At 59.0% G+C, this 19,697-nt stretch carries 11 protein-coding genes; 4 read left to right on the plus strand and 7 right to left on the minus strand.

The window, feature by feature from the left end; all coding sequences use genetic code 11:
- Positions 1–13: 13 nt before the first annotated feature.
- From nudC to ACOYO3_RS07765, 3 genes are read right to left on the minus strand one after another with little or no spacing between them, the layout of a single operon-like run.
- Entirely contained in the window at positions 14–916 is a 903-nt protein-coding gene (gene nudC, locus ACOYO3_RS07755) for an NAD(+) diphosphatase (RefSeq protein ID WP_002517923.1), read from the minus strand.
- 36 nt (positions 917–952) lie between these two features.
- Positions 953–4,171 carry an ATP-dependent DNA helicase gene (locus ACOYO3_RS07760; protein ID WP_002517954.1) on the minus strand — a complete coding sequence of 1,073 codons (3,219 nt, stop codon included), beginning with the start codon at positions 4,169–4,171 and terminating at the stop codon, positions 953–955.
- Complete coding sequence (locus ACOYO3_RS07765; RefSeq protein ID WP_002520187.1) at positions 4,168–7,353, minus strand: ATP-dependent helicase; 3,186 nt, start codon at positions 7,351–7,353, stop codon at positions 4,168–4,170. Before ACOYO3_RS07765 ends, ACOYO3_RS07760 begins: the two co-directional genes overlap by 4 nt.
- 267 nt (positions 7,354–7,620) lie before the next feature.
- Between ACOYO3_RS07765 and ACOYO3_RS07770 the strand changes: the two genes are divergently transcribed.
- Positions 7,621–8,478 carry a PP2C family protein-serine/threonine phosphatase gene (locus tag ACOYO3_RS07770; RefSeq protein ID WP_002517761.1) on the plus strand — a complete coding sequence of 286 codons (858 nt, stop codon included), beginning with the start codon at positions 7,621–7,623 and terminating at the stop codon, positions 8,476–8,478.
- Positions 8,479–8,499: 21 nt separating this feature from the next.
- Positions 8,500–8,727 (plus strand): DUF3107 domain-containing protein, encoded by a 228-nt coding sequence (locus ACOYO3_RS07775; protein ID WP_002516412.1) that lies wholly within the window; start codon positions 8,500–8,502, stop codon positions 8,725–8,727.
- Positions 8,728–8,767: 40 nt separating this feature from the next.
- Here ACOYO3_RS07775 and ACOYO3_RS07780 read toward each other — a convergent pair whose 3' ends face one another.
- The gene (locus ACOYO3_RS07780; RefSeq protein WP_002520186.1) at positions 8,768–9,334 is read right to left on the minus strand and encodes a hypothetical protein; all 567 of its coding nucleotides are present in this window, start codon (positions 9,332–9,334) and stop codon (positions 8,768–8,770) included.
- 130 nt (positions 9,335–9,464) lie between these two features.
- Between ACOYO3_RS07780 and ACOYO3_RS07785 the strand changes: the two genes are divergently transcribed.
- The gene (locus ACOYO3_RS07785; protein WP_002522270.1) at positions 9,465–11,159 is read left to right on the plus strand and encodes a DEAD/DEAH box helicase; all 1,695 of its coding nucleotides are present in this window, start codon (positions 9,465–9,467) and stop codon (positions 11,157–11,159) included.
- A 138-nt stretch (positions 11,160–11,297) separates the two neighbouring features.
- The gene (locus ACOYO3_RS07790) at positions 11,298–12,809 is read left to right on the plus strand and encodes an amino acid permease (RefSeq protein ID WP_002516416.1); all 1,512 of its coding nucleotides are present in this window, start codon (positions 11,298–11,300) and stop codon (positions 12,807–12,809) included.
- A gap of 63 nt (positions 12,810–12,872) precedes the next feature.
- Here the strand turns inward: ACOYO3_RS07790 and trpS are convergent, their stop codons facing one another.
- The 3 genes from trpS to ACOYO3_RS07805 all read right to left on the minus strand — a co-directional run bounded on the left by trpS (position 12,873) and on the right by ACOYO3_RS07805 (position 19,638).
- A complete protein-coding gene (gene trpS / locus ACOYO3_RS07795; protein WP_002519433.1) occupies positions 12,873–14,027 on the minus strand; it encodes a tryptophan--tRNA ligase in 1,155 nt (384 codons plus the stop codon).
- A gap of 83 nt (positions 14,028–14,110) precedes the next feature.
- The gene (locus ACOYO3_RS07800; RefSeq protein ID WP_073842158.1) at positions 14,111–14,965 is read right to left on the minus strand and encodes a PHP domain-containing protein; all 855 of its coding nucleotides are present in this window, start codon (positions 14,963–14,965) and stop codon (positions 14,111–14,113) included.
- A gap of 2 nt (positions 14,966–14,967) precedes the next feature.
- On the minus strand, positions 14,968–19,638 hold the full coding sequence (locus ACOYO3_RS07805) for an NAD-glutamate dehydrogenase (protein WP_014167265.1): 4,671 nt from the start codon (positions 19,636–19,638) through the stop codon (positions 14,968–14,970).
- Positions 19,639–19,697 lie beyond the last annotated feature (59 nt).

Consider the following 19,697-nt stretch of genomic DNA (forward strand, 5'->3'; position numbering starts at 1 on the left):
GGTCGATGGGCTATCACCTCAGTGGGGCCGATAAGTCAAACCCGCTCTCTGGCTCCGGAAGTCGGTGTTCTAACCACGCGTCAATAAGGGCTCTTGCTATGGACAGAGTCGGTGGCAACTGGAGACGCCCAGCATTAACTTGGCCGGATACTTCTTGACGGCTGAGAAAACTAGCCTCCGCTAGCTCGTCGTGGCCGACATCGATGGTTCCGGTCGCCCGAGCTACGTAGCCGAACATGAGCGATCGGGGGAACGGCCATGCCTGCGACCCTATATAGCAGGCCGAGGTGATCGTCAGAGTTGTTTCCTCGGCAACCTCACGTACCACAGCATGCTCTGCTGGTTCGCCAGTTTCGACGAATCCCGCCAATACCGACCTACGATGCGGTTCCCAGGAACGTTGACGGGCAAGCACGATGCGGTCCTCGTCGTCAAGTACTGCGGTAATGATGGCCGGGTCTGTACGCGGGAATACGTAATGGCCCTGGGGACAGACTCGGGCCGGCCCACCGCTCGTAACGCGGGTGGACTGCCCACATCGTGGGCATAACGGGTTGCTCTCATGCCAAGCCAGCGCTGCCACCGCCGACATGACGAGTTCCCGATCAACCGGGACAAGATCAACCGCGCGCACACTCCGAGCCTCCGGACGTGGCTCATTGGTACGACGGGTAAACCAAGGCACCCCGTCGACGACACCAAGCAGTAGGTCGTGCTGATCGTCGCGCTCACCCTCAGTGGGAACCGCGACCACCCTGTCATGAGCCATGACAACCTTGTCGTAGGGATCAATGAGCAACAACTGGGCAGCCGGATCATCCCACCTAGCCCGATTTGCCTTATCATCGTTCCGATCAGCATGGCAGCGGTCTAATAAAGGCCGCCCGACGATGCGGGAATCACTGATCCTATTCACGCGGCCACTTTATACCCGTTATGAACCATCCGATTATCACGCGTCAGACGCATTCTTCGTCGGCCTGTTCCCGGAAGACGATGCCGTCAAAATAGCTGCTACCTGGTCCGCATCTAAGAGAGGTTCGGCGCTAATAGTCTCATTTGCGCCAACATGATGGAACACCGCCCGCACCCTCGACGGATCAATCCCCCTCGCCTGCGCCCACGCCAACCGGTAGATGGATAGCTGGAGCGGGTCTGCTGAGCGTGGTGGTGAGGTCTTCCAATCAATGACGAGCTCATCTCCGGGGTGATCCGGATCAGCGACAACGGCGTCAAGACGACCACGCACGACCGTCTGACCGATCGTCATAACAAAGGATTTCTCTACTGCCAGTACAGTGGCGCCCGCCCAGCGACTCTCTTCAAAGGCTTGGCAAAGGCTCCGCAGCGCACGGTTCTCGGCACCACTAGGCTCAACTGCGACAGCCTCCTGTGTAATGCTCTCCTCGTCAAGCTCCGCAATTTCCTCGGCATCAAACAGCGGGATCGGTTCTGCAGGCGCGAGCCGTTGGCTCACCCACTCATGGAATGCTGTACCAATTCCAGCTCCTCTGTCAGCTGGTCGAGGCATTGGGCGGCGCAAATCGTCCCGGAACGCCTGCGGATTGGCGTGGAGCCTCACGATCTGCGAGGTAGTCAGGCGCGGTGGAAGCGCCACCTCATCCTGCAGATCGATGTGTCGTCTCGCATCTTTGAGCAGAGTATCAGCGTCAGTCCGCCACGCCTTCACCCGATCAGCCTGTCCAGGATCATCAACGGACCGGGATGTGTTGTCGATGAGGCCGTGACCCACATCCTTAGCGAACACAGGCCAGGGCGTGCCAGCCTGGATATCGTCGTCAGGACGCTCACCAAAGTCCGGCCACACCGTTCCAAGCATGTCGGCGAGAAGGTCTGCATATCGACCTGGCCCTAAACTACCCTTGCGGCGTGGGCGCCATTGATGCCACGACACCACCAATCGTTCTTTGGCACGGGTAAGGGCCACATAGGCGAGTCGAGCCTCCGCCCACTGTGAATCCTCCTTGAGCGCCGCTACGTACGCTTTAGTATCGACGACACTTCCCGATAGTGGATGGCTAATGTCGCTGGCATCTCCTCTAGCGAAGGAAGGCAGGACAGCAGCCTCCGAGGTGAAGTTGTCTGGAGTCGACGTTGACGGAAATACACCTTGAGCCATGTCGGGGATGATGACTAACGGCCATTCCAGGCCTTTGGCTCCATGAACTGTCGACACCGTTACAGCGTCGCGATCGTCGGTAGCGGCTCGGGGAAGCCCGTCGCCAACATCTTCTTCAGCCGCCAACCAAGTGACGATTCCTGCGATCGTCATAGTGGGATCGCTGCGACGAGCCTCACGTATCGCATTCCACAGCGCATCCAGGTGATCTCGCCGTGCTGCACTCCGGTGCGGGTCGTCAGCAGCCATATCGTCGACGAGTCCTGTAATGGCCTCAATGCGCAGAACCAAGTCATCGGGGCTATCCGCCCGGTGCGCGTCAACCTCGACGATCTCGGCACATACCCGTTTCAGGGCACACTGCAGTCGTTCATGACCACCGGGTCGTCCTTCCATCACAGCGTCAGAGAGGTGGATCTCGACATCATCGAGGTCTAGCCCATCGTCCTTGGCCCGAGCTTTCGCCAGAGCGCGGGCGCGCCGATACACCATCGCCAGATCATCCGTACTGAGTCCAAGACGTGGTGCGGCAAGTAGAGTCGCCATCGCCGCATCATCCTGACGATCCACCAACACCCGAAGATGAGCGACCACCATGGCAATGTCCGGGAGTCGAAGCAATCCAGACAAGTTCGCAAATCGCACCGGGACATCACGAGCAGTAAGGGAGTCGTAGAGGTCGGCCACGTCTGAATTACGTCGAACAAGGATTGCGGCATCAGACCAGCGTGCGATGGTGCCACGTTCCTTGGCTTCCACCAAGATATCGGCGCACGCCTGACATTCCTTAACCCAGTCAGGATATGCGGCCACCGTGACCTCGCCACGTCGATTCCCCTCGGGCGCGACAAGCGGCTGCCCAACTGCCACCTCAGCCCGATCGTCAGCAGGGTCATGATCGCCAGACTCCACCGCTGACGACAGCGTTTGTCGCAACTCTTCTGACGCTACGTTCGCCGCATTGATAATCTGATCGGCGCATCTGCGGTTGGTTGCGAGAGAGAGCACCTGGGCTGGCGTCCCTTCCTTATTCGGAAAGCGCCGGTGAAATTCTAAGATGTTACTGGCGGCCGCGCCACGCCATTCGTAAATGGCCTGAAGCGGATCGCCGACAGCCATCACTGGGTGGCCCATGCCATGAGCTGAGTCCGGACCCGAAAATAGGGCAGCAAGCACATCAGCCTGGGCCGACGATGTATCTTGATACTCGTCGAGGAGAACAACACGGTATCTGGCCCTCAGTTCCTCCCCCACTCGCGGGTGATGAGTTACTAGGTGGAGGGCTTGAACCATACGGTCGCCAAACTCGACCAATCCGCGTTCTTTCTTGAGATTCTGATAGGCGGCAACAAGATCAAGGAGTTCTTCGCGTTCATCGACTCGCGAGAGCCATTTATCGATATCAGCGTATCTATCCCCTCCCCTTTTTGTCGGAGCGGCAAGGAGCATCTGGCGCCACCGGGCATCAGCTCTCCTGACCTTGCCCGGACTCGCATCGTGTGAGGCCATGGCTCCAGCCAGTTTCACTACAGCTTGGGCTATGAACGTTGGCCCCATATGGGTAGCGGCCAGCGGAGCCTTGTCAAGTCCCATGACGACCTCCGCCGCGAGCTGGTAAGCCCTGGCACCAGTTATGAGATGTGCCCCCGTGCTAATACCGTCCCAGGCTCCGTAATCGTTTACCAGTGTCCCCGCAAAACTGTCATAGGTCGCCACTGTCGGACGGGGCTGCTCTGACGTCAACAGGCCCACCCGAGTGAGGTTGGATTCAATGCGCTCGGATAATTCCGCAGTCGCCTTGTTGGTAAATGTCAACCCGAGGATTTCCTCCGGGCTTACCAGTCTGCTGGCAACCAACCACACCACGCGAGCGGCCATCACCGTCGTCTTACCCGTGCCTGCTCCAGCTATCACCGCACAGGGTTTGAGTGGCGCCTGAACTGCTCGCTCCTGCTCGGCGGAAATGGGGATGCCTAGCAGCGCTGCCACGTCGACGCCATCAACCGGGGCGTTACCAATCAAGCTCGTCATGGGACATTCCTTCGTCGGTCAGAACCGACAGTCGCCGGATCCATCGGTACCAGCGCGGGGCATCCTGCTCGAGCGGGACAGTGACCGCAGCCCCTATTCGCAATTGCGGGATACTCGCCCGATGTAACAATTCTCAATGCCTTATCGACGCTGGCTTCGACCCAGTTACAACAGCCGTCAACAGGCTCGGCTTCGTCAGGCCAAGGCACATCAACAAGACCACTCTGATAATCGACTTTCGGATTTGCTTGGCCTATACCTGCGCCAATCCGAAGATGTACTAATTCCGCGCCGCTCACCGACGCCGGACCTATGGCTTCGACTCCCCCAGATGCAACGACAGCTTGGTACACACCAATTTGTAGTCGGTGAGATTGTTTTATCTCATCGCTCTGGCTGGTCCCCGTTTTGAGATCCACCACGTAATACGCACCTTCTGCGTCGCGCTCGAGCCGATCGATGCTGCCCCGCACTCGTGCTGTTCCGGAAGGCACCGTGATCGTGCCGTCGACCCGCACCTCAGTTCCGATGAGCTGACGGTTACGTAACTGCAACCACCCGTCAAAGCGCTGCACAGCTGCTTTCGCATCCGCAAGTTCCGCGCTGCGCTGCCATTCTGCCGACAACTCGATTTCAGGCCATGCGGCTTCCAATTCGGCCAGGGCCTCAGGTAGTGACCACTGGTCCATGTTTCCCGCACAGATCCGGTGTACAAGAGAGCCAATACTTGCCCGAAGCGCTGATCCGCTGCTGGCACCGGCACGGCGGGTCATAAACCATCGTCTCGGGCAAGTGAGCAATTCCCCGATATGGGACGCGCTGAGCTCTATCTCCCCGGCCATGTCGGCCTGGCGAGGTACCCCTTGGCGCCACCAGGTCGCCGGGTCAGCTTGTGGCACCAATCGCCGTCCGTGATGCTCCTCGTTGCGCAAATCATCAAGTAGTGCTTGAGCCTCGGCTCGAACTCCCGGCGATTCAGACTCATCAGCAATGACTCGACGCAGCTCGCCGACGAGTTCAGTGAGGCTAGTAAAACTGAGCGAATCCGCATTGTCCTCGATGTGGGAAAGTCCGGCGACCAGCCCCGATGGGCGTTTCCCCTCCTCAGCAGAGTCGACCGAACACAACAGCAGCTGGTGACGCGCCCGTGAACATGCCACGAGTAATAGCCTCGTTTCAGCCCGAAGGTTTTCTGACCATCCAGGCGCCGCTACGAGGCCGTCGGGAGACCAGCGGTCTGCGCGAACAAGGGACCCTGTGTGGTTACCAGCAGGCCAATTACCTTCTTCGAGACCACACACGGTAACGACGTCGAATTCGCGACCTTTAATGCGGTGGGCCGTCACAACGTTCACCCCATCACGGTCCTCATCGGATTCACGTGCTCGGTCAGCTGGGATCTGTTCCTGCCGCACTACTTCGATGAGACGCTGGCCTCCTGCAATTCCCGCCATCGTTTGAGCACTCTCGGCCATGTCAAAAAGAGAGCACAAACCATCCAGATCACGGTTAGCAGTCGAATCTCCTGCCACGGCTCGACTACGCAATGACGCCGCCCACGAACTACCCTGCCATAAAGCCCACAACGCTTCATGACACGTAGCACCAGAGCGCAAGAGATCCGCAGCACGTTGCACCCGCTGAGTCATCACGGCTAGCGGCTGAGCGAGAGCCCGTAAGCCTGGAGGCACTGAGTACACTTCGCATACGGTGTCGAGTTCTGCCGTACTGGCATCCTCGGATCGACTAGCGTCGTCAGTTCGCTCGGACTTCCCAGCTGCCGTGATCGTCGGATCAGCACCGAGCTCCTTTAGCAGCGCCCAGTCGACATCGACGCCGCGCACCAGCCGACACCAGGTTTCTAACCGATGAATAACACTGCGATCGATCCCAGCTAGCGGATTCGACAGCAGTGTTGCAACGTCTCGAGCACTGGGCTGTGCCCCCGATGCCAGAGCCACTGCCATCTCCAACGCATTCAAGATATGCGTAACGGCGTAGATATCCGACAGCGCGTATTCATCACGCGACCTCAGAACCGGAATACCCTCGGCGGCAAGTATCGTCGCAATCACGTCCAGCTCACCGCCGTGGCGTGTGACCACTGCCATACTCCGCCACGCCACACCATCAGCGACGCGGGCATGACGAAGTGTGCCGGCAATCTTTCTCACCAATCGCGTGATACTAGGGGCTCGCAGCGCGGCCACCGTTCCTGCCTCAGTGGAGGTGCTGTGATTAGCACGGCGACGTAACCGACTCGATGAGGGCATCACAGGCATCCCCGTTCGCAAGCTCTCGACAACCTCAGCGATGTGCTGACTGTTGCGATAATTCGTTGTCAGGTGGTGGACCGACACGTCAGGGAACTCGTCGATAACCTCGTCAAGCCTTTCCGCCACTGCGCCGCGGAACCCATAGATCGTCTGGTCGGGATCCGCAGTCAATACACAGGGGACGTGGCATCGCGCGATCTGAGCAAGGAGACGAACTTGGGACGGGTCGCATTCCGTCAGGTCGTCACAGATCAGAAGTTTGATCCGTGATCGCACCTCGACATCAGCTCCCGGCCGAGTTAACGCAATCCGAGCCCGATGAACAGCCTCGGCATAATCGAGTGACCCCTCCAAATCGAGAACATCCAAATAGTCGGCCAGGAAGGGCCCCAACACGCGCCATTCGGGCACCCCCGATGCGGTTCCTGCCTCAGTCAAATCCTGCGGATCACATCCTTCCTGCCGCAGACGCGACGCCATCACCCGGACATCAGAGGCAAACTGAGCCGTACCAGCACAAGTACGTAACTCCTCCGGCCAGTCAGACATGTCTCGCGCCGCGAGCAGTTCCCTCATCCGAAATTCCTGTTCCGGTGCCGTGAGCAACCGCTTCGACGGGGAGGCGACGATACGACGAGCGAGAGCGTGGACCGTCATAACCTGAGGGTCTAGGTGAGCACCTCCGAGTCGACGAACAAGCGCTGTACGTAACGCCTGGGCCGACGGTCTGGTCTGTGCCAACACCAAGACTTCAGACAACCGCCCCCCAAAGGCAACGTGCCGCGCCGCAATTTCGAGGCATACGCTCGTCCGCCCCGTGCCCGGCCCGCCCATGACGAGAACCGTACCGGCGTCATCGGCAAGCACTCGAGTCTGGAGGCCATCCCAACCATGCATGACACACATGCCACCACATGCCTCCGACAGGGGGTAGCGAAGCCCGATGCTGATGACACAGAACAGCGTCGTCAGGAGTCATTTCCTAGCCGCAGCTGCCTGCGATATGAAAAAGTGGAGTTGTTGCCTCATACGGATGAGGCACATCCGCGCGCCGAATAGCTCACTATGGACGTGCCGGTAGATGTCCATCCACCACTGGCACACGACCAAAGTGAGCACGATTCGTGACCCCAGGGTCCACGCGGAAAACACCCGCTCAGCCTGAGGACTTTCATGAACAAGTCGGACCAGTCCTACACCGTGACACCCGGTACCGCCGCCACCTTACGAGTGGACCTCACTGACGCAGCTGCAGCGCGTGGAGATGTCGCGTGTGCGTCACATATTGGGCTGCGTCACGAGACCAATCAGGATGCCGCAGCGCTCGGTATCGACGGGTCAGGACATCACATTGTCCTTGTCGTCGCTGATGGCGTGTCCTCGACTGAGGGAGCCGAGGAATGCGCCAGGGTCGCCTCCCACACTGCGCGTGACTACCTCGCGGCAACAATGGACCAGGGCCTGCCGATCAACGATGACGACACCGTCACCTTGTTCGAACGCACCTTTCAGAAAGCCCATGAGGCGGTAGTCAGTGGATCGGGTCCGATCGGTGCGTGCACACTCGCTGCAGCAGTTGCTACCCACGATCGCATTGTCGTCGGCAATATTGGCGACACTCGTACATACTGGTTCCCTGATGACGGCGACCCCATTCGCCTCTCGATTGATGATTCGATGGCCCAGGCCCAAATGGACCTGGGATTGTCTCGGGAAGAGGCCGAGAGGGGGATAGGTGCTCATGCCATCACAAAATGGATCGGCGCATCGGCTACCGACGTTGCGCCTCGTGTCATGGCCTATAAACCTCAGCAATCTGGATGGCTATTGGTGTGCAGCGACGGATTATGGAACCACGTACCGGATGCCGGCGATTTCGCCCGGCTTATGGCCGACCTCGTCAGTAAAGCGCACACTGATGACCACGGCCACGCTTCTCCGGCAGGCGTGGCCGACGGACTTATCGCCTACGCCAATAATTGCGGCGGTCATGACAATATTACGGTGGCTCTGTGGCGCCGGGATTCTTGATCCGACGGTAGGTTGGTACTCATGGAGATTAAGATCGGTATCGTCAACGCCGCGCGCGAAGTCAGCATCGATGCTCAGGAGAGCGCCGAGACCATCGAGCAGCAACTCAGGGAGAGTCTGGCTCAGCCGAACGCCGTCCTCACTCTGACTGATGCCAAAGGCCGCAAGGTCCTCATTCCGGCTCATGGAATTGCCTACCTCGATTTGGGCCAGCCCAATAGCCGTCAAGTGGGGTTCGGAACCCTCTGACCTAAGTCACGACGAAGCTGTGGGAGCTTTCGGAGCGTCCTTAGGGCTCCAAGCCAAGTTCAATCATGCGCTGATCGTGGGCGCCAAGTACGCCGGCCATCACTTCATTGATGAGATCAAGATCATCGAATTCACCGCCGCCAGCCTGAGTCAGTGCAGAGGTGAGGCTCTGATGTCGAGCAAAGAGTCGTTGGGCCACTGACAACACCTCACCTACAAGCCGCCGAGCAAAAAGAGAGTCACCAGACTTGTCTTGATGCGCTGCGAGGACCTGGCGCATCGCGGCGTCCCACCTCACCCGGTTTCCAGTACTTCGTCCCAACCACGGGCCAAAGGACCCACCTCTAGGACGAAGCTGGGGCTCAAGATTTGGCTCAACTCGATCCAGGAAGTCGGAAATAAGGCTTACCACGATGTGGTCGCGCAACAGGACCTGCGACCAGTCCTGGGCGGGAACGTATTCCTCCACCGAGCCGATGAGAGGCTCGACCTCAGCGAGGGTTTCGCGGTCTGCGAGCCGCGTCCTAACCTCCGCCAGAATGCGCTGGATTTCGGCGCTGCGATCAACGATGAGGAACCGTTCCGCAAGCCCGGGAGCTAACGCCATGCCGGAAACTATCGCCGAGAATCCATGCAGGGCGCAAGATGCCGAGACAGACCAAAAAATCGTCGCAACGGCGGTGTGGCTGGGGTTCGTGTCGTCGACGCTCACCCCATCAGGTTAGAGGGTTGATGGCATGAGAGGTAAAATGATTGATGGTGTGTCGAACGCGTATCTTCGCTGGTCCACACCAGACGTGGCATTAAACGACGTCACAAGAACGACACCGGGCCTTGACGGGCCCACGCACGAAGAGGCCAAGACACTGACCGAGACTACTGTTTCCGTTCCCACCTCCTTCGCCGACCTCGGCGTCCGAGAAGATATCTGCCAGGCGCTGGAAGGGGTGGGAATTGTCTCCCCGTTCCCGATCCAGGCCATGTCGATCCCGATTGCCGTCGAGGGCACGGATCTTATTGGGCAGGCGCGTACTGGCACTGGCAAAACACTCGCCTTCGGCATCACCATCTTGCAGCGCATCACCCTGCCCGGTGACGAAGGTTGGGAAGAACTCACCACCAAAGGCAAGCCCCAAGCACTCGTGATGTGCCCTACCCGGGAGCTAGCTCTCCAAGTGTCTAAAGACATCTCCACTGCCGCTTCTGTCCGCGGCACACGCGTCCTTACCGTCTACGGTGGGGTTGGTTATGAGTCGCAGATTGACGCACTTAAAGCGGGGGTCGATGTTGTCGTCGGTACTCCTGGACGCCTTCTTGACCTATCCCAGCGCAAGGACCTCGATCTGTCCCATGTGCGCATCGTCGTCCTTGACGAGGCCGACGAGATGCTCGATCTCGGCTTCCTGCCTGACGTCGAGAATCTCATCGGACGCACTCCAGCCTCTCGCCAGACGATGCTGTTTTCGGCCACTATGCCGGCCCCGATTATGGCCCTAGCCCGGTCCCAACTGCGTCGTCCGGTGCACGTCCGCGCCGAAGGAGCCGACACCCAGACCACGGTGCCCGACACCCAGCAGTTTGTATACCAGGCCCATCCCCTCGACAAGATTGAGATCATTGGACGCATTCTGCAGGCCAACGACGTCGAGAAGGTCATTATCTTCTGCCGCACCAAGCGTGCATGCCAGCGGCTTTCTGACGACCTCGACGACCGCGGTTTCAAAACCCGCGCCATCCACGGTGATCTCACGCAGGTCGCGCGTGAAAAGGCGCTCAAGAAATTCCGTCATGGCGAGGCGACCATCCTGGTGGCGACCGATGTCGCTGCCCGTGGCATTGACGTCACCGGGGTGTCCCACGTCATCAACCATGAATGTCCCGAAGACGAGAAAACATACGTCCACCGCATTGGTCGCACCGGCCGCGCGGGTGCCAAAGGCCTCGCCGTCACCCTCGTAGATTGGGCTGACGTCACCCGCTGGAAGCTCATCAACAAGGCCCTCAACCTCGAGCTGTCCGAGCCAGTCGAAACTTATTCCACCTCCCCCCACCTCTACACCGATCTCGACATACCCGAGGACGCTCAGGGACAGATCATCGATCCTGAGAAGGCCGCTACCGAGAAGAAACGGCGACAGCATCGCCACGGCCACGATGGCTCCCACCACGAGAAGGCCACACGGCGGCACTCCCGTGATGCTTCCAAGGATGGAGATAAAGCGCGGCGAAAGCGCATTCGCCGCCGCAACGGCAAAGTAGTCAGGGGCTCCTCACCCAACCCCGTGGCCCAGCCACCTCACCAGAAAGCAAACCAAAACCGACACGCAGCAAACAGCAACCATCACGATATAGTCGCCGGCCCGCGCGAGGCGCGGCCGAGACACCGACGCGCCCGGAATGCCCTGCACAACCGACCATCAAACAGGCTGTAACGATCACGTCTGATCCACAATTTGTGCGGGCAGATGCCCACGGAGTGACCGCATCACCCCCTACACTGAACAAAATGCGCGGCGTTTCCGGTTCACCGGAACACCACGTGCAGCCTAATCAGTCGTACTGGAAGGTCGATGATGACCCATACAACCCAGCGATCACACGAGGGCAATCCGCAAGGCCCCAAGGTCACCGCGACCCGTGACGATCCCCGAGCCGCCACAATTGAAGAGATCCAACCGATCGTCGATCGCGGCGACCAAGGTTATGCCGAGACCCTGACCAATCGCCAGGTCCAGATGATGGCGATTGGCGGGGCGATCGGGGTCGGTCTCTTTCTTGGAGCAGGGAGCCGCCTGCGCAGTGCCGGACCAGCGGTCCTCATCTCCTACGCGTTCTGCGCGGTCATCGCCTTCCTCGTCATGCGAGCGCTCGGCGAGTTGGTCATTCACCGCCCCTCTAGTGGTTCTTTTGTGTCCTATGCCCGGGAACTTCTTGGCGATCGCTGGGCCTATGCCGTTGGCTGGATGTACATGCTGAACTGGATGACATCGGGCATCGCTGAGTTGACCGCCATCGGTACCTATCTGCAATTCTGGTGGCCCAGCCTGTTGATGTGGGTACCCTCACTTGTCGCCTTGATGATCCTCGTGTCGGTCAATCTCATCAGTGTTAAGGCATTCGGAGAATTCGAGTTCTGGGCGGCGTTGCTCAAGGTTGTGGCTTTGACAGCGTTTATCATCGTGGCCATCGGCCTAGTGGCCTCCCATGTCAACGTCGGTGGGCACCGAGCGGCGGTGTCGAACCTATGGAGATTCGACGGCGGATTCGCCCCACAGGGGGTTCTGCCCCTCATCCTGGTCATCCAAGGCGTCATCTTCGCCTATGCCACCATCGAGTTAGTGGGCACCGCCTCCGGGGAGACGCAGAATCCCCGCAAAGTTATCCCCAAAGCCGTCCATGCGGTTGTCTTCCGGCTCGTTGTGTTCTACCTAGGGTCCTTGGCCTTGCTGGCCATGTTGCTACCGTATAAGGAATACTCCGCCGATGAATCGCCCTTCGTTACGGCATTCTCGGCCATGGGAGTGGGATGGATAGGCGACGCCATGAATATCGTCGTCATCACCGCTGCGTTCTCCTCAGTGAACTCCGGGCTGTATGCGACGGGTCGAGTCCTCAAATCGCTGGCGGCCGCGGGAGAAGCTCCAAAATTCGCGGGTACTCTCAACCGATTCAAGACACCCTCCGGTGGCATCCTTATGACCGCCAGCGTTTTCCTACTGGGGGTGGGACTCGAGTACGTCGTTCCCGAGCGTGCCTTCGAGATATCCATTAACACGGCTGCGGTCGGTGTCATCTGGACGTGGGCGACGATCTTCTGGTGCCAGTTGGTGTTGCGCCGACAAGTGAATGAGGGTCGGATCACAGATTCGGGTTTCCATATGCCGGGTTACCCAATTACGGGTATCTTCGGAATCGTCAGCTTGGCCGGGGTGACGGCCCTCATGGTGCTCGATCCCCAGAACCGAATTGTATTGGCCGCATCCCTGGTGTACATCGCCGTTATGCTCGTCGCCTGGCCAGCCGTTAAACGCAACAAGGCGCGCCATCCCGAGCTCAACGCCCAGGAAGACATCACTTTTTGACGAGGTCCCACACCATGAGGCTGCTGGCACACTGGTGCGCGATAAGACTACGAAACAACTCCCTTAGTACACCATTTTCATAGCTTCGCGCACCTCCGCCAACGTCTGGTCAGCTACCGCAGCGGCCTTCGCATTACCATCACGAAGAACCTCACGAAGGTGACCCTCATCAGCTGCCAGTTCGGCACGACGCTCTCGAATGGGGGCGAAATAGTCGTTGAGGGAAGCGGTGAGACGTTTCTTGAGAGTGCCAGAGCCACCATCACCAATTTCCTCAGCGATGGTAGCCGGATCATCGTGTTCGCACAGGGCGGTGAGCAGCAGCAGGTTGGAGACCTCCGGGCGGTTCTCCGGATCCCACGTGATGTGACGGTCAGCGTCGGTCTTGGCCTTCTTGATAAGCTTTGCGGTCTGATCTGCGGTCATACCGAGCTCGATGGCATTACCCTTCGACTTGCTCATCTTGGTGCCGTCCAAGCCGAGAACGTGCGGGGTCGCCGACAACAATGCTTCAGGCTCGGGAAAGACGGGCTTGGAGGCCTCGGCGCGCCCGTACCGCTCGTCGAAACGACGCGCGATGACACGGGTCTGCTCGATGTGGGGAAGCTGATCACGCCCGACGGGAACAAGGTTCGCCTTACAGAAGAGGATGTCAGCGGCCTGATGTACAGGGAAGGTGAGCATGAGACCGGACATCGGACGCTCTGACGTAGCCAACTCGTCCTTGACAGTCGGATTGCGACGCAGCTCAGCGTCAGTCACCAAGGACAAAAAGGGCAACAGCAGCTGGTTGAGAGCTGGCAGCGCTGAGTGGGTGAAAATCGTGGTAAGCGCTGGGTCAATGCCGATTGCCAGGTAATCGGCGACATTCGACATAACATTGGCCTGCAGGTCACCGACCCCGTCGCGGTCATAGATAACCTGGTAGTCAGCGACGACAAGGAAAGACTCAATGCCCTTGCTCTGCAGGCGTACCCGATTCGCCAGCGACCCGAAGTAGTGACCGATATGCAGGCTGCCAGTAGGACGGTCCCCGGTAAGAATGCGCCACTTGTCGGGATGGACCGCCAAATCAGCCTCGACCTTGTCACTGCGAGCCTGGGAACGCGCCAAAGTGGCGGCGTTCGAGCCAATCCCGGGGACGTCGCTGGTCATCGTTAATCCTTCCTCGCCGCTCGCTCCCGGCGACGAGGAGACGCCGCCAGGCAAGGCGGCCATCACAATGTCAGTGCCGCACGCAGCGACGCCACCACGAGGTGGCAATCGCAGGTGCACTCGTCATAGTGGTCACTGTAGCAGTCTCACCGGACGCGAAGGACTCCACCGCGCAGCTGAATCCTCGTCACCAGCTCTCGATACGCAGTCTCACGGGTCACATTGCACCCCAACTGGTGATCCTTTTTGCCGGACCCGTGATAATCACTTGCGCCAGTCCGGACCAATCCGAGCCTTCCGCCTAAGTCGAAAAGCATCCGACGAGCGACCTGGTCATGATCTTGATGCTCGACTTCAATCCCGTCCAGCTGGTGGTACGCCGACAGGGACGCGATCACCTGCGGGGTGAGATCCTGCTGCGCTCCTCTTCCCCACGGATGGGCGAGCACAGCAACACCACCGGCATTGTGGATGAGGTCAATGCCTTCCTCTAGTGCCACGCTGCGCCTTGGCACATAGGCCGGTTTTCCGTCTGACAACCAGTCGCGGAAGGCTTCATCACGGTCCTCGACATATCCCTTAGCCACCATTGCATCCGCGACATGAGGGCGACCCAGGCTGGAAGCAGACCCGGAGGTCCGGTGCACATCGTCAATTGTTACCGTCATCCCGGCGTCAGACAGCCGTTGACAGATAGCGTCTAGACGTCCTGCTCGCGATGCTCGGGTGGCCTGCAGTTCCCTACCTAATACCGGATCGTCGGGACGGGCCCCGTAACCGAGCAGATGCACGTCTCGGCCGCCGATATGACATGTCATCTCGAAGCCGGGCAGCAGCCGGACACCAAAACGCTGTCCGGCTGCCTGGGCCTCCTCCAGCCCATCAAAGGTGTCGTGATCGGTCAGGGCGACAACGTCTAAACCACTCCCGGCAGCTTTCATCATGAGGCGGGTCGGTGAGTCTGTCCCGTCTGAGATCGTGGAGTGGGTGTGAAGATCAATTCTCACAATGTGACCTCCTGGCCCACGGCGGACCGTAGATCACTGACCATCACGACGCAGTGCGCTAGATCCGGATTTGCCGCTATCGACTTCACAATACGACCACCGTCTGCCAGAACATTGTCTGTTCCAATCACAAGGGCGCGTCGGGTCGCGTCCGACATCACTCGCAACAGATCTTCTCGCAAACTCGCCCGCACTCTGGCATCCGTCGGACGATCCTGCGGAAGCTGCTCGACGAGCCTGGTGAGGCGAATCATGTCGACGCGGCGGGCCAGCGTCAGATAAGCATCCGCAACCTCGTCAAGAGAGTGGCCCTCTTCCGAAATCTCTACGATGCTGAGGAGTACTGGGCTCCAGTCATAAGCGGCAACAACTGCGGCGTCAGAACGATCAAGCCCAAGCTCGGTGACCTCGTCGACCTTCTCCTGCCAGGCATCCGCGCTGTCGCCAAGCAGCCGCTCAGACAACTTCTCAACAAGCGTAGCTACACCAGGCCGGTAGGTCTCGATAGTGCCAGCGATGTCGTCGGCGCCACCATGGTTGAGGAACCACCGGGTGGTATGCATGGCAAGATCTGTCAATGCAAGTCGAATCTTGGCGGTACGGACAGCATCCAACCCGAGGTGGGTGAGATCCGTTTCGACTCGCCCTAGTCCGAACACCGAGCGTGCTGCGAGCTGGCATCGGATGACCTGGGCAATGTCTGCCCCCGTCTGTAGGTGCAACCGGTAGTAGGCCGTAATACCCTGCGAATCTACGAAACGGTTCACGGCCTCGGTCGTGATGATCTCACGGTGCAGCCGATGTGTCGGCATCCGCTCAGTGAACCTCTCCCTCAAAAGTGGCGGGAAGTAGCCCACCAAGCGGTCCGCAACGAAAGGATCCTCCGGCAAGTCTGTCGCCAGCACGGCATCACACAGGGCGATCTTCGTCCAAGCCAGCAGAGTGCACAGCTCCGGACTAGCGAGTCTCTCCCCTGCGGCCATTCTCCGGTTCATTTCAGTGGTCGACGGCATGGTATCGACAGCGCGATCAAGATGACCCGACTCTTCCAACTCGCACATCCACGCTTCTAACACTCCCGCAGTCGGGCCATCTGAGCTCAATGCGTTAGCTAAGGCCAAGTTTTGTGAATGGTTGTGGCGCAACACTAGGGAAGCAACATCATCCGCCATGGCCGGCAGCAATTCATCGCGTTCTTGTTCGCTGATTCGGCCTGCCGCAACCTCAGCGTCCAGGAGGATCTTGATGTTGACTTCGTGGTCCGAGGTATCTACTCCTGCCGAGTTGTCGATGAAGTCGGTGTTAATGCGGCCACCATTGCGGGCATACTCGATACGGCCAGCCTGAGTCCAACCTAGGTTTCCACCTTCACCGGCAGCCTTCGCACGAACGTCCTTGGCGGTGACACGCACCGGATCGTTAGCACGATCGCCTACCTGAGCATCAGTTTCACTGGTAGCGCGCACATAGGTACCAATGCCGCCATTCCACAACAGATCGACGGGGGCTCGCAGGATCGCGGAGATGAGGTCATCGGGCGTCATCCGGTTCACCGAAGCGTCAATTCCTAAAGCCTCGTGCATATGCGGGCTCACTGGGATCGACTTCAAGGTGCGATCCCAGACGCCACCACCCTCAGAGATAAGGGAAGAGTCGTAGTCGCCCCAACTTGAGCGAGGAAGGTTAAAGAGACGGCGACGCTCTTGCCACGACGCCTCAGGATCTGGGTTCGGATCGACGAAAACATGGCGGTGGTTGAAAGCAGCAACCAATTTGATGTGCCTGCTCAACAGCATGCCATTACCGAAGACATCGCCCGACATATCGCCGATGCCAACGCACGTGAAATCCTCGGTAGCCTGGTCAATCCCTAGGTCTGCCAGGTGCCTAGTGACTGATTCCCACGCGCCACGGGCCGTGATACCCATCGCCTTGTGGTCGTAGCCATGCGAACCGCCAGAGGCGAAGGCGTCACCAAGCCAGAAGTGGTGTTCGGCAGCGATGGCATTTGCGGTATCAGAGAAGGTGGCTGTGCCTTTGTCGGCCGCAACAACAAGGTACGGGTCATCACCGTCGTGACGAACCACGTCCTCAGGTGCGACGACCTTGCCCTCAACAACGTTATCTGTCAGCGACAGCAACGAAGACACGAAAATGCGGTAGCACTCCTTGCCTTCCGCAGCCCATTCCGCGCGATTGGTCGTTGAATCAGGTAGATGAGCAGGCACAAATCCGCCCTTGGCACCGGCCGGGACGATAACCGAATTTTTGACCATCTGCGCCTTGACCAAGCCGAGTACTTCGGTGCGAAAATCCTCGGGGCGATCGGACCACCGCAGGCCACCTCGCGCGACGGCGCCAAACCTCAGGTGGGTTCCGGACACTCGTGGCGAGTTGACGAAAATCTCAAACTTGGGCCGCGGGGCCGGGGCAAAGCCGAGATCGGTAGGACGGACCTTGAAGGCCAACGCCCGTCGACCGCTCTGCCACCAGTTCGTACGGATCATAGCTCTGATGACGGCATGCATCATGCGTAAGATGCGGTCGTGGTCAAGCGAAGCCACTTCCTCAAGGTCAGTGAGGAAGGACTCGGACAGTTCCTCGACCTTAGCCAAACGCTGCGGACCGGCATCAACTCCATCATCAAAAGCAGTGGGATCGAACTTCGCCTCAACGATCCCCACTAGGTCCCTTGCCAGGTTCGGATTAGCCCGCAAAGCCCGCGCCATGTACGTCTGTGAGAAAGGGCTACCGAGCTGTCGTAGGTACCGAGCGATACAGCGCAGCATCGCTACTTGGGACCACGACAGTCCAGCTTCAGTCACCAATCCGGAGAAGGTGTCAGACTCGCACTCCCCCTTCCACGACGCTGCAAACGCCTCGGTGAAACGACGTCGTCCAGCGACCTTCCATAGCTCACCAGGAGTTTGCAGACCAAGGTCGAACAGCCACACTTCTCGCCCGCGCAATATGATGCGATGGGGATGTTCATCAATAATCTGAACACCCAGGCTCGACAGGTGTGGCATCACCTGAGAAAGTGTCATCGGAGCCCGTTGGTTGAAGATCTTTAGTCGCAAATCAGACGGATCAGCTGGGTCATCGGGGCGATACATCACTAGTCCCAGATCATCCTCAGCCAGGCCGTTGAGGAGCTCCAGATCCAAAATGCCCTGCTTGGCGGTGAACTCTTGCTTGTATTCGGGGCCGAAATCGACTCCTCGTCGGTTGCTAGGAATGCCACTGGCCAAGGTGATGAACTCGTCATCCCAGTTCGAGGTGGCATCTGCAAGTTCAGCCTGCAATTTCTCGTCGTCGATCGGTGGTAGCACCTGTCCATCAGCAACCTTGGCTGTCACTGTGATCCGTACCAGCGAGGACTCCCCCATCATGGTGGTCGAGTCAACTTCCACCGCGCCAGTGCGTTTAGCCACAATTCCCTCAACGACGCCGACAGTGCTGGCGTCGAAACGATCTGCCGGAACAAAGACAAGAAGGTGGAAAAAACGACCCCATGGGCCCCGACGCACCAGGGCACGCAAGCGCTGCTTCTCACGCAGATCGACAACGGCCATAATAAGCGGCACGAGTTCCTCGGCAGACGCCTCAAAGAAGTCATCACGCGGGAACTCAGCAATCGTGCGAACAACCGCCTTTCCGCTATGAGAGTTAGCGCGGTAGCCAGACAGCGCGAGGATACGAGACGCCTTACCCCTCAAGACCGGAATATGGGCCACAGACTCCGTGTACGCCGCGGACCCCAGCAGGCCAAGGAACCGGTGCTCAGCAACGACGGCGCCGTGCTCGTCACGAATCCTTACCCCGATGTAATCGCGGTAACCATTGCGTTGTACTGCCGAGCGCACCGAATCCTTGGTGACGATAACGGTCGCCTTATCGTCATTATGCGGAACGGCGTCAAATCGCGGCCCCTCCTCAGCGATGCCAAGATGAGTACCTGCGACCGGAGTCATCGTCTCGCCATCAACCGTGAATTCCTGGTAGGAGAGGTACATGAAGTGATCATCAGCCAGCCACTCAAGTAACTCACGACTCGAATCGCGATCATCGGCTGGTCCTGAGGAAGCGCTGACGAGCTCAGCAGTGCGCAGCATTGCTTCATGCATTGCCCCCCAGTCATCGGTGGCACAAACAACCTGATCAAGGCACGCACACAAATCGTCACGAAGTTGCTCGGCTGCCTGTCCGATATCGGTACCAAGCGGGGCCGTCGCATCAATGTGGATCCACGACTCCGAGGCACAACCTCCCCGACCGGGCATTCCGACCGCCTCAATCGTGCCGCGGTCGCGTTTCACACCGATGATCGGATGCCGGACGTCCTCGACCCTCCACCCGTGCCTCAGCAAGCAGGACGCCACAGTGTCGACAAGGAAAGGACGGTCACCCGTCACGACCTGAACAGAATTTATCTGCCCGTCTGACCACGGCGGATCGACGATGACGTCAACGCGAACCGGCCCAGGTCGCAGCGCAAGCTGCGCCTGGTGTTCCATCGCTTGACGAATCGCATCGTCACGGTAATGATCTCCGGTGGCATGCTGCTCTTGCACAGCTGCCACGAGAGCCGGGATGACTTCATCCATCTCTGACACGATCAGGTCACTTTCGTCATGGTCACGGGGCCACCTCCACGTGGTCCTCATCGAGAACTCTACAAGGGTCAATGCCTTGGCGTGAACCACCACGCACAGGCATAGTGTGA

Source organism: Cutibacterium sp. KBN10P07758 (genome assembly GCF_050286205.1).
In the GTDB taxonomy this organism is placed as follows: domain Bacteria; phylum Actinomycetota; class Actinomycetes; order Propionibacteriales; family Propionibacteriaceae; genus Cutibacterium; species Cutibacterium acnes.

Coding starts and splice junctions, on each gene's coding strand:
- ACOYO3_RS07760 (WP_002517954.1), bottom strand. CDS start 4,171: ATGACGAGCTTGATTGGTAACGCCCCGGTTGATGGCGTCGACGTGGCA.
- ACOYO3_RS07765 (WP_002520187.1), bottom strand. CDS start 7,353: ATGTGTGTCATGCATGGTTGGGATGGCCTCCAGACTCGAGTGCTTGCC.
- ACOYO3_RS07770 (WP_002517761.1), top strand. CDS start 7,621: ATGAACAAGTCGGACCAGTCCTACACCGTGACACCCGGTACCGCCGCC.
- ACOYO3_RS07775 (WP_002516412.1), top strand. CDS start 8,500: ATGGAGATTAAGATCGGTATCGTCAACGCCGCGCGCGAAGTCAGCATC.
- ACOYO3_RS07780 (WP_002520186.1), bottom strand. CDS start 9,334: ATGGCGTTAGCTCCCGGGCTTGCGGAACGGTTCCTCATCGTTGATCGC.
- ACOYO3_RS07785 (WP_002522270.1), top strand. CDS start 9,465: ATGAGAGGTAAAATGATTGATGGTGTGTCGAACGCGTATCTTCGCTGG.
- ACOYO3_RS07790 (WP_002516416.1), top strand. CDS start 11,298: ATGATGACCCATACAACCCAGCGATCACACGAGGGCAATCCGCAAGGC.
- trpS (WP_002519433.1), bottom strand. CDS start 14,027: ATGGCCGCCTTGCCTGGCGGCGTCTCCTCGTCGCCGGGAGCGAGCGGC.
- ACOYO3_RS07805 (WP_014167265.1), bottom strand. CDS start 19,638: ATGAGGACCACGTGGAGGTGGCCCCGTGACCATGACGAAAGTGACCTG.